Source organism: Streptomyces sp. NPDC057616, from assembly GCF_042800575.1.
Lineage (GTDB): Bacteria > Actinomycetota > Actinomycetes > Streptomycetales > Streptomycetaceae > Streptomyces.
On record NZ_JBHVGU010000056.1, the window covers coordinates 14,999 to 28,702 of the forward strand.

Sequence of the window (13,704 nt, forward strand, 5' to 3'; positions counted from 1 at the left end):
CCCGGGCTCAGTCCATCACCAGGACCAGCTTGCCGGACGTACGGCCCGTCTCGCCGAGCCGGTGCGCCTCGGCGGCCTCGGCCAGCGGGAAGGTGCCGGCGATCTCGGGGCGCAGCTTGCCCGCCTCCACCAGCTCCGTGATCGCCTCCAGGTCGCTGTGGGACGCGTCGACGAGCATCCGCACGGCGCGGACGCCGAGCCGCTCGGCCTCATTCGGAAACTCGTCGGAACCGATGGGAATGATCGAGACGACGATCCCGCCGGGGCGCAGCACCCGCAGCGAGCGCAATCCGGTGTCGCCACCCATCGTGTCCAGGACCACGTCCACGTCCTTGACGGCCTCGGCGAAGTCCGTCTCCCGGTAGTCGACCGCCTCGTCCACGCCGAGCCCGCGCAGGAACTCGTGCTTGCCCGCGCTCGCGGTGCCGATCACGTACGCGCCCCGCGCCTTGGCGATCTGCACGGCCACGTGCCCGACGCCGCCCGCCGCCGCGTGGACCAGCACCCGCTGGCCCGGCCGCACGTCGGCGTACTCGACCAGGGCCTGCCACGCGGTCAGCGAGACCAGCGGCAGGGCGCCCGCCTTCGTGTGGTCGAGGGAGGCCGGCTTGTGCGCGAACCAGCGTGCCGGGGCGGTCACGTACTCGGCGTGCGAGCCGTGTCCGAAGGGGTACGACAGCATGCCGTAGACCTCGTCGCCGGGCCGGAAGCGGGCGACGCCGATGCCGACCGCCTCGACCACGCCCGAGACGTCCCACCCCAGGACGAAGGGCGGCTCGCCCAGGAAGCCGCCGGTCGCGCGGTGCTTCCAGTCGGTCGGGTTGACGCCGGCGGCGCGGACCCGGATCAGTACCTCGTTGGTGCGCGGCTCGGGGCGCGGCAGCTCCACGTCCTTGAGGACCTCGGGACCGCCGAGGACGTTCTGGCTGATGGCTCGCATCGTGTTCACAGTGCTCATGGTGAACCAGCCTGCCGGGGTCCGCCCGGCAAGAAAATGGCACGATTGCCAACCTTCGATAAGATCGTGCCATGAGTGGTGACGACATGTCCGGTGAACGACAGGTGGAACGGGTCGTGGTCCTGGCCCTCGACGGCGTCTATCCCTTCGAGCTGGGCATCCCCAGCCGGATCTTCGGCGCGGCCGACGGGCGGTACGAGGTGCTGACGTGCTCCGTCGACGGGCGGCCGGTGCGCAGCTGCGCCGACTTCACGATCGGCGTCGAGCACGGACCGGAGATCCTGGACACGGCCGACACGGTGGTGGTCGCCTCCATGACCCCCTCGTACATCCCGGCCGAGCTGCCCCCGGAGGTCGCCGCCGCGCTCGCCCGCATCCGGCCGGACGCCCGCATCGTGTCCATCTGCACGGCCGCCTTCGTGCTGGCGGCGGCGGGCCTGCTGGAGGGCCGCAGGGCCACCACGCACTGGCAGGTGACCGACCACTTCCGGCGGCGCTACCCGCACGTCGAGGTCGACCCCGACGTCCTCTTCGTGCACGACGGCCGCATCCTCACCTCGGCCGGTGCCGCGTCCGGCGTCGACGTCTGCCTGCACATCGTGCGCACCGACCACGGCAGCGAGCTGGCCAACGCGGTGGCCCGCCGCTGCGTCGTACCGCCCTTCCGGGACGGCGGCCAGGCGCAGTACATCGAGCAGCCGGTCCCGCAGAGCGGGGCCGCGAGCACCGCCGCCACCCGGGCGTGGGCGCTGGAGCGGCTGGACGAGCCGCTCTCGCTGGCCGAACTGGCCGGCCACGCCCGGATGAGCCTGCGCACCTTCGCCCGCCGCTTCAACGAGGAGGTCGGCCTCAGCCCGGGCCGCTGGCTCGTCCAGCAGCGCGTGGCCCGGGCCCGGCACCTGCTGGAGTCCAGCGACCTCTCCGTCGACCAGATCGCCGGCCACGTCGGCTTCGCGACAGGTGCTTCGCTACGGCAGCACCTGCACGCGGCGATCGGGGTGTCGCCGCAGGCGTACCGCCGCACGTTCCAGGCGGCCGCGCGCTGAGCAGTCCTCGCGGGCCGCGCTGGGCAGTCTTCGCGGCCGTACCGAGACCGCGGGTCGGGCCGAGCAGTCCTCGCGGGCCGCACGGAGGTCGCGGGTCGCGCTAGGCACTGCTCGCGGCCGGGCGCCGCGTGGTCGTCACACCCCGGCGCAGCTCCAGTGCGCGCAGCGCCAGCTGCATCTCGAACTGGGCTGTCCGGTCGTGCAGTTGGGCCCCGAACAGGTCGTCCAGCTGACGCATGCGGTAGCGCACCGTCTGGGCGTGCACGGCCAGCCGGACGGCCACCTCGCTGGCGTTGCGGCCGCACTGCAACCAGCTGAGCAGGGTCTCCGCGAGACGTTCGCGCTGCGGCGGCCGCACCTGCTCCAGCGGCCGCAGCCGGTGCTCGGCCATCGCGTCGATCAGGGCGTCGTCGCGGAGCAGCAGCAGCGTGGTCAAGTGGTCCTGGCAGCGCACCAGTCCGGTCTCGGCGAGGACGCCGCGGCGCATCAGGTCGAGGGCCTCGGACGCCCAACGCTGCGACCGCCCACCGTCCTGGAGCGCCACGGTCGGCCCCATCGCGGCCCGCAGTCCCTGCAGCGCACCCGCCAAGGCCCGTACCCGGCCCGGCCCTTCGGGGTCCGGCACCACCAGCACGGCCGGCCGGACGTCGAACCGGGCCAGGAACTCGGGCGCCACGATCGGGTGCGAGCCCGCCTTGGGACAGTGGTCGAGCGCGACGACCGCCAGCGCCCGCGGCACCGGCCAGCGCGCGCTGTGCGCCAGTTCCGTGATCGCCTCCACCGAGGCGGGCGGGTCCGCCGTGAGCAGATCGATCAACCGCGTACGCCGCTGCTGCAGTTCACCGGCCGCGTGCAGCCGCGCCTCCGTGAAACCCGCGGTCGTCGCGGCGGCCATCTCGTCCAGGTGCAGGAACAGCGCCTCACCGAAGGCCGCCAGCACGTTGCGCGGCAGCAGGTCGGCGTCGACCAGCGCGTTCACCCGCCGCCAGGTCATCCGGGCGCCCAGCCGCAGCGCCGACTGGAAGGAGTCGAGGCTGCGGCCCTCCTCCGCCTCGCCGCGGCCGATGCGCCGGTACGTCGCCTTCACCGGCTCCCAGTCCGTGTCCGGCTGCGCCATCCGCTCCAGGAAACCCTGCAGCGCATGGTCCACGCCCCGGTGCACGCCCTGCATATAGGTGTCGTCGGCGGGACGCGCGTACTCGGGGATCTCGGTCCTGATCGCTTCGACGACCTCCTCGGTGATGTCGGCGAAGAACGGTCTGAGGTGGTGGTGCAGGTCCGCCGGCAGCGCGTTGAACGCACTGCCCGGCTCGGCGACCGGCACAGCGGCTCTCTTCGGCACGGCGGCGACAATACCCGCCAGTAATCCGTCAGGGCTTATCAATGGCGCACAGGTATGGACCCCGTTGTTGTCATCGCATGACAAGTGCTTCGGTCTGCAAAGGCATTTGTCGATGTGTGGGCCGCTGGCTGAGAGTGACGGAACCCTCACTTCCGCACCGTGACCGAGGTTGATCCTTTCGACGTCAAACCCGATAAGCTCCCCTTCGGCGCTGCGAGTTGACGCGACCGCGATCCGTCGTCTCGTCGTGCGCACGCATGCAGTGCCCTTCCCCCTTGCACACCCCCCTTGTTCGAACGTGTCGCTTGTAAGGATGCAGATGGAACTCGCCACTCCGCCCCCGGCGGCGCGGGCCCCTGTCGCCTGGTACAGCTGGTGGCTGATGCCACTGGCCTTAGGAGGCGGGACTGTTGCCGCGACGTTCATGAGCTCCGAGCGAATAGCCGCCGGCGTCGCCGGCGTCGCGGCCACCGCCGCGAGCGCCGTATGCGTACGGCTGCTGATCCGCACCCGAACGCAGCTGAGCCGTACCGAGGGCTCCTTCCGCTCCACTCAGGCCGAGCACTCCCAGCAGTGGCAGCAGCATGTCGCGGTCCTGGAGCGGAAGTTCACCGCCGAGCGCAGCTCGCTGGAGGCCCAGCTCACCGAGCAGTCCGACGCCTACGAGAGCCGCCTCGCCGAGCAGACCTCGACGTACGAGACGCAGCTCGCCGAGCAGACAACCTCGTACGAGGCCCAACTCGCCGAGCAGAGCCGGACGTTCGAGGAGCGGCTGGCCGAGCAGACCAAGGCCTACGAGACCCGGCTGGCCGAACAGGCCGACGGCTGGCAGGAGCGGCTGACCCACCAGCAGGACGCCGTGGCCCGCCTCGCGAACGAGCAACTGCCGGACGCGCTGCAGCAGCTGCGCGCCGGTGACGCCGTCGACGACCTGCTGCCCGAGCCCAACCAGTGCGCCAAGGTCGGCGCCGACCTCCAGGCCGACCTGCGCAAGGTGCTGCGCACCGCCCTCATCGGCGTCGAGGAGGAGTTCAACCGCTCGACCTCCGCCGAACAGGCCGTCATCAGCATCGGCAACCGTATCCACGTCCTGACCAGCAAGCTCCGTGGCCGGCTGCACGAGATGCAGGGCGAGCACGGCCGGCTGCCGGCGGTCGCGCAGGGCCTGATGGAACTCGACCAGGAGCTCGGCCCCGCCGACTCGCTCGCCGCGAGCATCGGCGTGCTCGGCGGCTCGGACCGGCCCGGACGCCAGTGGCAGGAGCCGCAGCGCCTGCTGAGCGTGGTCCGCGGCGGCATCGGCCGGATCAAGGACTTCCACCGCATCGAGGTCCGCCACCTGCCCGAACTCGGCGTCGACGGCGGCCTGGTGGACCATCTGACGCTGATCTTCGCGCAGCTCCTGGACAACGCGGCACGCTACTCGCCGCCCAGCGAGCCCGTGCTCGTCTCCGGCAAGGAGGTGCCCAACGGCGTCGGCATCGAGATCCAGGACTCGGGCAAGGGCCTGAGCGAGGAGAAGAAGCGCGAGGCCGAGGAGGCGCTCACCGGCACGGCCGCCGGACCGGGCATCGGCGGCATCTCCGAGGACGCCAACATCGGTCTGCGGGTCGTCGGCGCGCTCGCACGCCGCTACGGCATCCGCGTCACGTTCGCCGACTCGCCCTGGCTCGGCACCTCGGTGGTGATCGTGGTCCCCCACAAGTACTTCAGTCCGCTGCCCGCGGCCGCTCCGGCCACCGCGGCGGCCCCGGCGGCCCAGCCCGCCGCGGCCGCACCGGTGCTCACGGCGGCGTCCGCCGAGTCCGTGGCGGAACCCTCCGAAGCGGTGGACACCACGCCGGGCGGGCTGCCCCGGCGCCGCAGCAGGCGGAACGACCCGGTGCGGCCCCAGTCGGCCGAGCGCTCCGAGCGGACCGGGGAGACCGCCGTCTCCGCCGTCCCTCCGGACGCCTCCTTCACCGGCCTCGCCGCCTTCGCCACCGCAGGCCGAACGTCCGGCGCGGGGGCCGGCCCGGAAGCCGCCACGGAGACCATCGCGGAGGAGACGGCGCCCGCCGGGCCCGAGTCCACCGAGCACCGCACTGAAGAGAGCGACTAGTCCTCATGACGCAGCAGGGAACCGACGTGAGCTGGGCGCTCCGCGACCTGGTCGAGTCCATCCCCGAGATCCGTTTCGCACTCGTGGCCTCCAGTGACGGCAAGGCCATCACCTCCTTCGGCGCCGAAGACCCCGACGACGTCGACCGGTTCGCGGCCGTGGTGGCCGGACTGCAGGCGCTGGCTCAGCCGGTCGCCGAGCAGTTCCCCAAGTACGCGGGGCAGCTCAGGCTGGCCATGATCGAGGTCGACGGCGGCCACCTCTTCGTCGTACGCGCCGGGGTGGAGACATATCTCGGGGTCCTTGCCCGGGAAGGCCTCGACCAGGGACTGCTCGGACACCAGATGAGGGATCTGGCCCGCAGGATGGGTGAGCTCCTCGGCACCACTCCGCGCCTGGAGGAGCACTCTGGATGAGTGCTCCCCGCCGGCCCACCGACCCGTCCGGTCTCGAGCGGTACTACGTCCTCACGGGCGGACGCAGCGGACCGGGCGGTTCGGCGTCGAGCCTCGACGTCGCGACCCTCATCGTCTCCGCGACCGCGCCCGCACCGGGTATGCAGCACGAGCACGAGGAGATAGTCCGGCGCTGCCGCGATCCGCTGTCGGTGGCCGAACTCGGCGCCCACCTCGGATTGCCCTTCAACATTCTCGCGGTGCTGCTGGCGGATCTGCTCGAGGCAGGCCGCGTCGAAGCCCGTGATCCCATCCCGGCGCACGACGCCGGTCGCGGGCCCGACCTCGCGCTCCTTGAGGAGGTACTCAGTGGACTTGAACGGCTTTGACCATCCCGGCCGCCCGGCCGCCGGGGGCACCCGCTCGGTGAAGGTGATGATCGCCGGCGGCTTCGGCACGGGGAAGACCACCATGGTCCGCTCGGTCAGCGACATCAAGCCGCTGACCACCGAGGAGACGCTCACCCAGGCAAGCGCCGACGTCGACCATCTCATCGGCGTCGCGGACAAGACGGAGACCACCGTCAGCCTGGACTTCGGCAAGATCAGCCTCAACGACAGCCTGATGCTGTACCTGTTCGGGACGCCCGGGCAGGAACGCTTCTGGTTCCTGTGGAACGGCCTGTTCAAGGGCGCGCTCGGCGCGGTGGTCCTCGTCGACACCCGGCGCCTGGCCTCCAGCTTCCGCGCGATAGAGGAGATGGAGCGGCAGAACGTGCCGTTCGTCGTCGCCCTGAACGTCTTCCCCGACTCCAAGGACTACCCGGTCGAGGAGATCCGCGACGCCCTCGACATCCCCGAGCACATCCCGGTCGTGGCCTGCGACGCCCGCGACCGGGCCTCCAGCCGTGACGTACTCGTCGCGCTCATCCACCATCTGAAGGACCGATCGGCCGTCGCACTGGAGTCCCGATGAACGCCCAGCCCTTAAACGGTCCCGACACCCCGAGCGGCTGCCCCGTCGCCCACGGCGACGCCGACCTCACCCGGCTGTTCGGGGCGGAGGCGGCCACCGATCCGGTCGGCATCTACGAGCGCCTGCGCAAGGAGCACGGTTCCGTCGCACCGGTCCTGCTCGAGGGCGACGTGCCGGCCTGGCTGGTCCTCGGCTACCGCGACAACCGGCGGGTGCTCGACAACCCCCGCCAGTTCAGCCGGGACGCGCGGATCTGGCGGGACTGGCGGGAGGGGCGGGTCTCCGAGACGCATCCGCTGATCCCCATGGTCGGCTGGCGGCCCGACTGCGTCTCCCAGGACGGCGAACCGCACCGACGGTTGCGCCGGGCGGTCACCGACGGGCTGCTCGAGGCGTCCGGCCGCGGCGTGCGGCGGCACGCCACGCACTTCGCGAACAAGCTGATCGACGCGTTCGCCGACACCGGGCGCGCCGACCTGGTGGCCGACTACGCCGAGCAGCTGCCGATGCTCGTGCTCACCCGGATCCTGGGCCTCCCCGCTTCGGACGGGCTGCGCATGGTCGAGTCGTGCGCCCAGGTCTTCAAGGGCGGCGAGGACGCTCTCGAGCACAACGACCGGATCATCCAGATCCTCGGGGAGCTCGCCGAGCGCAAGCGGGCCGAGCCGGGCTCCGACTTCGCCACGGCCCTGCTGCAGCACCCGGCCGAGCTCGACCACGAGGAGGTCGTCAGCCATCTGCGCCTGGTGCTGATCGCCGCGCACACCACCACCAGCAACCTGCTGGCCCGCGTCCTGCAACTGGTCCTCACCGACTCCGCACGGCTGTCCGGTCTGGTCGGCGGGCAGCTGAACATCTCCTCCGTGGTGGAGGAAGTCATGTGGGACACCCCGCCGCTGTCCGTGCTGCCGGGCCGGTTCGCGGCCTCCGACCTGGAGCTCGGAGGCCACCACATCCAGGAGGGGGAGCTGCTCATCCTGGGTCTGGCCGCCGGCAATCTCGACCCGGACGTACGCCCCGACTCGGCCGTCGACGTGCAGGGCAACCAGTCGCACCTGGCGTTCAGCTCAGGACCGCACGAATGCCCGGGTCAGAACATCGGCCAGTCCATCATCGAGATCGGTGTGGACCTCCTGCTGCACCGGCTGCCGGGCCTGCGCCTGGCCGTGCCGGTGGAGGAACTCTCCTCGACCGCCTCCACCTGGGAGTCGCGGCTCGACCGCCTGCCGGTGGAGTTCTCCGTCTGACACCACCGCTGCCCGGCCGGTCCCTCCGGCCGGGCACTGCCGTGTCAGCCGTCGAGCCAGTCGCCCGCGACACCCGTGGGACGGTACCCCGTGGCGTTCCAGAGGAAGTGCGGGTGGGCGCCGCCGAACATGTAGGCCAGCAGTGCGGTGTCCTCCCGCCCGGTCCGCGGGTCGTGCAGGGTGTGGAACTTCTCGGATCCGACCATGCCGGCGTCCTGCTGGACATGGCGAGCGCGGGCCGGGGACGGGTCCGTCCTGGATGCCTCCACGGCGGCTATGTAGGTGCGGCGCAGGATCTCCCACGTGCTGTCGATGTCGCCGTGCCAGGGGCCGTGCAGCGCTTCGAAGGCATGGAGCTCGGCGTCGAAGAGGGGCCAGGTCTCCGGGTGTTGGGCACGGCAGCGTGCGGACAGCTCGGCGGTCCCGGCGCTCAGCGCCGGCGCCGAGCGCCGCGGAGCGATGGTGAGGGTGGCGCCGTCGGTCAGGATGCCGCTGCACGGGTTGGGCTGCAGGTCGCAGAGCGCGCACCCCTCGGCCGGAGGAAGGCCTTGGGTGATGCCGTCGAACCACAGGGCGTGCCGTCCGGTCAGCCCCATCCAGACGATGGTGGTGGTCATCAGCCAGGTGTTCCACATCGGGCGGTGCGCCTCGGGCATGCAGCCGTACTTGACGATGGCGATGGCGCAGGCCGCGTAGAGCGCCTTGGTGTGGGTGGGCATGTCGGCGAGCCAGAAGTTGCTGATCTCGCCGGTGAGGGCGTCGGCCCGTACGTCGGCCATGTCGTCGATGGCGCGGCACAGGAGCAGGGAGGCGAGGTTCTCCTCCTGCCAGAGCTCGGAGTCGGGTGCGACGTGCCAGAACAGGCAGTCCAGTATCTGCAGGATCGAATAGGTGCCCTGGTCGAGCGGGTTGGTCTGGGGGAGCACGACGTTGCCCGCGTGGTGCTGCCGGAGCCAGTACTCGTCGACGGACCGCTTGTGGGCGGCGAAGAGCCCGGAGACCAGGGCCCGTGCGCTGTTGGTGCTGAAGTTCTCGGCCAGGCGGTCTTCGACGTGCTGGGTGAGGCGCGTCGTGTCGATGGTGTCGATCACGCGTTTGTACTCGTGGAAGACGAGGATGTCGTCCTCGAAGCGGTGGCGGTGGCCGAGGTCCTGTTCGAGGTCGTTCATCTGCCGGGTCCAGGACCAGCCGCCGGTCAGGACGCTGTCGAGTTCGCGGCGGTGCGGCCAGGTCTTGACGGTGAGGGGACGTCCGGCGCTCTGCCGCCAGCCGTAGTCGTCGAGGGTGCGTGCGGGGGGTGTGGGCAGTGCGCGGCACAGCGGGCAGTCGCAGACGGCCGTCCTTTCCTCCGCGCGCGGCGGGGTGAGTGCCCGGCTCCGCCAGGCCCCTTCCAGCATCGCGCAGGTCAGGCGGCAGAGTTCGATGTCGGTGCCGACTTGGGGGAAGGCGGCTTCTATCACCCGCAGGCTGGTGTCGAGGCGGCGCAACCTGGCTTGCCCCTCCTCGTCGGGCGGAAGGAACGCGGGCCGCGCCAGGTGGAGGGCCCCTTCCACTCGTAGCGTCGTGCCGTTGCGAGGGGATCCGAGTGCGTCAAGTCGCCGCTGAGCGGCGTTCTGGTGCCTTCGGAACTCCTCGGTGCTCCCCTTGACGCGTTGCACCAGGAGGCGGACCAGGGCGTTCTCCGCCTCCGCGGACTGGTGTTGGGCGCTCGGCTGCGCCGGGATCAAGCCGTCCGAGGACGTCTTCGAAACGCCACCTGCGACGCGAAACTTCACACCGGTCTCCCATCAAACTGTGTTTCTGGCAACGGAATCGACCGACTGCGCTCGTCGGCCTCTCGTGTCCGGGATCCTCTGCACCTGCCGCGACGGCCATGGCGAACAGCCGGGCCCACGCGGACGGCTGGGGGGCCTTGCTGCGAACGTCCGCACAGGACACGGCTGTTGTGTCGACGGCCGGGGGGTGGAGTGGATCGCCCATCTGCCTTCAGGCCGAACTGCCCGTGCCCGCACGCCTACCGGGCATGGCGAGCCGTTCGTCCACGGCGCTGCTGCTACGGGACGAGTACCTCGTGCGGGTGGGTGCGGGCGGCGTGCTGCGGCCGATCCCAGGACGTGTGTTGCCGGAACCCCGTTGACGGGGGTGTCGAAGGGGGGAGGTCGAACAGGACGGCCTGAGGCATGCGATTCCTTCCGGGAAACGGCGATGCAGAGTCCCCCCGGCCCTGCGAACGGGTGGCCGACATTGGCCACCCGTGCCCTCGAACTGAGCTTCTATGGCCGAAAGTTGAACCGAGAAGCGATACGAGGCTGCCCAGAGCGTAAATGATCTACGCGTGACCTGACCGTGATATCCGTTACTGCCTAAGCCTCTTGAGCTGCGTACACTACCTCCCCTCCCACGTACGTCTGGGCCACACCCGTCTCCGCGATCGCCGCGGTCGGCCCGTCGAACGGGTCGCGGTCCAGGACCACCAGGTCGGCCAGCGCGCCGACCTGGATCCGGCCGGTCTCGTCCAGGTGGTTCGCATACGCCGATCCCGCCGTGTACGCGGTCAACGCCTCGGTGAGGGACAGCCGTTCGCCGGGCAGGAACACCTTGGCGCCGTCGCTGTCGGGTGCCAGTCGGTTGACCGCGACATGGATGCCCTGGAGTGGATCGGGGCTGCTGACCGGCCAGTCGCTGCCCGCCGCGAGCCGGGCACCGGAGCGCAGCAGCGCGCCGAACGGGTACTGCCACGCGGCACGTTCGGCTCCCAGGAAGGGAATGGTCAGCTCGTCCATCTGCGGTTCGTGCGCGGCCCACAGGGGCTGGATGTTCGCCGTGGCGCCGAGGAGCGCGAACCGCGGCACGTCCTCGGGGTGCACGACCTGAAGATGCGCCAGATGCGGCCGGGTGTCGTTCGGCCCGTTCGCCGCCCGCGCGGCCTCGATCGCGTCCAGCGCGTCGCGTACGGCCCGGTCGCCCAGCGCGTGGAAGTGGCACTGGAAGCCGAGCGCGTCCAACTCGGTGACGTACTTCGGGAGGTGGCCCGCGTCGATGAAGCTCTTGCCGCGGTTGGCGGTGGCGCAGCCGCACCGGTCCAGATACGGGTCGAGCAGTGCGGCCGTGCCGTTCTCGGCGACCCCGTCGAGCATCAGTTTCACGGTGCCCGCGCGGAACCGGCCGTGACTCAACGCGTCCCGCTTCTCGGCGAGTTCGGGGATCTGCTCGGCTCCGCGCTCCCGGTCCCACCACAGGGCACCGCGGACCCGCGCCGTCAGCGAGCCGTCGCGCGCGGCCGTCAGGTAGGCGGGGGCCGGGTCGTCCATGCCGAGGAAGTCCCCGACGAGCGCGTCCTGCCAGGCCGTGACGCCGAGGGCGTGCAGATGCCGCTGCGCGTGCAACAGCGCCGCCAGCCGGTCGGCCGGCGTGGCCGGCGGGGCCAGCCGTCCCACCAGCTGCATCGCGCCTTCCTGGAGCGTGCCGCTCGGCTCGCCCGCCGCGTTCCGCTCGATCCGCCCGTCGGCGGGGTCAGGGGTGTCGCGGCCGATGCCCGCGAGCTCCAGGGCCCGGCTGTTGGCCCAGGCGCCGTGGTGGTCCCGGTTGGGTAGGTAGACCGGCCGGTCGGGCACGGCCGCGTCCAGGAGCTCCTTCGTCGGCGTACCGCCCTCGAACGCCTCCATGGACCAGCCCCCGCCGAGGATCCACTCCCGCTCGGGATGCGCCTCGGCGTAGGCGCGGACGGCGGCGACCGTCTCCGCGGCCGTCCGGGTCCCGGTCAGATCGCACTGGGAGAGTTCCAGGCCGGCCGGGACGGGATGGACGTGCGCGTCCTGGAAGCCCGGCAGCATCAACCGTCCGGCCAGGTCGACGACTTGGGTCCGCGGCCCGGCGAGCTCGTGCACCTCGTCGTGCCCGACGGCGGTGACGCGGTCGCCGGTGACGGCCACGGCGGTGGCGGTGCGGCCCTCGGGGGTGAGGACCGGGCCGCCTTTGAAGAGGAGATCTGCGTGCATGTTCCTTTTCCTGGTGAGGGGGGACGGTGCCGGTGGTCGGCCGGCCGGACGTTCCTACGGGGCGGTGGGGAGCAGCTGCGGGGCGTCGGCGTCGGTGCCGTCGCCCGTGCGGAAGTACGGCGACCTGCGCACCCACTTGGCCCAGGCGGCGGCCACGAAGCCCGAGGCGATCATCGCCAGGGGAGTGAGCAGCAGGAACCAGCCGTTGTCCGCGCGCAGTTCGAGATGGTCGGCCGAGCTGTAGAAGGACCAGCCGAGGTAGCCGCCGAGCCCGAGCAGCGCCAGGGCGCTGAGTGTGGGCAGCACCACGGCCCGTACGCCCTCCCGCGGGTTCTCGCGCAGCAGGTCGCGGAAGCGGACGGCCGCGGCGAGCGCCGTGAGGGCGTAGGAGAGGGCGACCACGATGCCCACGGCGCTCACCGTCGCCATGATCATGTCCGCGAGACGTGGGATGACCAGGGCGAGCGCGGCGATCACTGTCGCCAGCCCGCCGATCAGCAGCGTCCCGGCGGCGGGAGTGCCGTAGCGGCGGCTGACCCGGGACCAGACGGGGCCGAGCGTGCGGTCCCGGCTCATCGCGAACATCCCGCGGGCGGTCGGGATGACCCCGGCCTGCAGGGAGGCGACGGCCGAGAACATCAGCGCCACGAGGGGGAGTGCCGCGAGGGGCTGTGCGGCGAGCCGGTCGCCGAAGAAGGCCAGTCCCTGGGCGCCGTGCCCGGCCAGCTCCTTCTCGGACAGCACCCGCTGGAAGGCGACCGAGCCGATCAGGAACAGCGTCAGCATGGTGACCAGGGTGATCAGCCCGGCCCGGGAGGCGTCCCGCGGATCGCGCACCTCCTCGTTGACGCTGAACGCGGCCTCGAAGCCCCAGTAACAGAACACCGACAGCAGCAGCCCCTGCGCGAGCGCGGACGCGGACGGGATCGCGAACGGGTCGAACCAGCTCAGGCTGAAGGCGTGCGGGCCGGTGACGATGCCGTAGCCGCAGAACCCGAGCAGAACCACGTACTCGAAGATCAGCAGCCAGGTCTGCAGCCGGGCCGCGGTCCGGATGCCGGTGACGGCGGTCAGCGTGACCGCGACGAGGACGAGGATGCCGACCGCCGTGGTCTGCGCCGTCGAGCCCGCGTCCAGGACGAGGCCGCCCACCCGGTGCAGCCCGGCCTCCCCGGCGAGCTGGATGAGCGCCGAGCCGGTGACCGCGGTCGTGTACGCGAGGAACGCCAGCGTCGCCACGATGTTCACCCAGCCGACCATGAAGCCGAGCCACGGGCTGAGCGAACGGCCCACCCAGACATAGCCGTTGCCGGCGTTCGGCTCCACCCGGTTCAGCCGGGAGAAGGCGCCCGCGATGCCGAGGACCGGCAGGAACGCCAGCAGCATGATGGCCGGCAGATGCAGGCCGACCACACCGGCCGTGACACCGAGGCCGATGCCGATGCTGGTGGTCGCGGCCGTACTGGACGCGGCGATGGCGATGCCGTCCAGCACGCCGAGGGACTTGCGCAGCGCGGGCCGCGCTGGTGGTTGTGCACCGAAGGGCTGATCGGACATGGCCGGGTCTCCGCTCGCACCGGGGGGCCCTGGTCGGCCCCGGTGACCGCACATGAAACTGCCCGGGGACTTAACAGGTCAACGG

The 13,704-nt window shown here is 71.4% G+C and carries 11 protein-coding genes; 6 read left to right on the plus strand and 5 right to left on the minus strand.

Annotation, left to right across the window (positions count from 1 at the left end; all coding sequences use genetic code 11):
- Positions 1-7: 7 nt before the first annotated feature.
- Positions 8-958 carry an NADP-dependent oxidoreductase gene (locus tag ACFU97_RS41995; protein WP_384267453.1) on the minus strand — a complete coding sequence of 317 codons (951 nt, stop codon included), beginning with the start codon at positions 956-958 and terminating at the stop codon, positions 8-10.
- 86 nt (positions 959-1,044) lie between these two features.
- On the opposite strand from ACFU97_RS41995, the gene ACFU97_RS42000 reads away from it, so the two are divergent.
- Entirely contained in the window at positions 1,045-2,004 is a 960-nt protein-coding gene (locus tag ACFU97_RS42000; protein WP_384267537.1) for a GlxA family transcriptional regulator, read from the plus strand.
- A 100-nt stretch (positions 2,005-2,104) separates the two neighbouring features.
- On the opposite strand, the gene ACFU97_RS42005 is transcribed toward ACFU97_RS42000, so the two are convergent.
- Positions 2,105-3,346, minus strand: coding sequence for a PucR family transcriptional regulator (locus ACFU97_RS42005; protein ID WP_384267456.1), 1,242 nt, complete (start codon positions 3,344-3,346; stop codon positions 2,105-2,107).
- A 319-nt stretch (positions 3,347-3,665) separates the two neighbouring features.
- Between ACFU97_RS42005 and ACFU97_RS42010 the strand changes: the two genes are divergently transcribed.
- From ACFU97_RS42010 to ACFU97_RS42030, 5 genes are read left to right on the plus strand one after another with little or no spacing between them, the layout of a single operon-like run.
- Positions 3,666-5,447: an ATP-binding protein gene (locus tag ACFU97_RS42010; RefSeq protein ID WP_384267459.1), complete on the plus strand. Its 1,782-nt coding sequence runs from the start codon at positions 3,666-3,668 to the stop codon at positions 5,445-5,447.
- Positions 5,448-5,452: 5 nt separating this feature from the next.
- Positions 5,453-5,863 (plus strand): roadblock/LC7 domain-containing protein, encoded by a 411-nt coding sequence (locus ACFU97_RS42015; protein ID WP_030043913.1) that lies wholly within the window; start codon positions 5,453-5,455, stop codon positions 5,861-5,863.
- Entirely contained in the window at positions 5,860-6,231 is a 372-nt protein-coding gene (locus ACFU97_RS42020; RefSeq protein ID WP_384267462.1) for a DUF742 domain-containing protein, read from the plus strand. The genes ACFU97_RS42015 and ACFU97_RS42020 overlap by 4 nt, the downstream gene beginning before the upstream one ends.
- Complete coding sequence (locus tag ACFU97_RS42025; protein WP_384267465.1) at positions 6,212-6,817, plus strand: ATP/GTP-binding protein; 606 nt, start codon at positions 6,212-6,214, stop codon at positions 6,815-6,817. The genes ACFU97_RS42020 and ACFU97_RS42025 overlap by 20 nt, the downstream gene beginning before the upstream one ends.
- Positions 6,814-8,064: a cytochrome P450 gene (locus tag ACFU97_RS42030; RefSeq protein ID WP_384267468.1), complete on the plus strand. Its 1,251-nt coding sequence runs from the start codon at positions 6,814-6,816 to the stop codon at positions 8,062-8,064. Before ACFU97_RS42025 ends, ACFU97_RS42030 begins: the two co-directional genes overlap by 4 nt.
- 44 nt (positions 8,065-8,108) lie before the next feature.
- On the opposite strand, the gene ACFU97_RS42035 is transcribed toward ACFU97_RS42030, so the two are convergent.
- From ACFU97_RS42035 to ACFU97_RS42045, 3 genes are all read right to left on the minus strand, one after another.
- The gene (locus ACFU97_RS42035; RefSeq protein ID WP_384267471.1) at positions 8,109-9,617 is read right to left on the minus strand and encodes a hypothetical protein; all 1,509 of its coding nucleotides are present in this window, start codon (positions 9,615-9,617) and stop codon (positions 8,109-8,111) included.
- Positions 9,618-10,427: 810 nt separating this feature from the next.
- Entirely contained in the window at positions 10,428-12,062 is a 1,635-nt protein-coding gene (locus ACFU97_RS42040) for an amidohydrolase (protein ID WP_384267474.1), read from the minus strand.
- A 54-nt stretch (positions 12,063-12,116) separates the two neighbouring features.
- A complete protein-coding gene (locus ACFU97_RS42045) occupies positions 12,117-13,619 on the minus strand; it encodes an APC family permease (RefSeq protein WP_384267477.1) in 1,503 nt (500 codons plus the stop codon).
- Between the last annotated feature and the right edge of the window lie 85 nt (positions 13,620-13,704).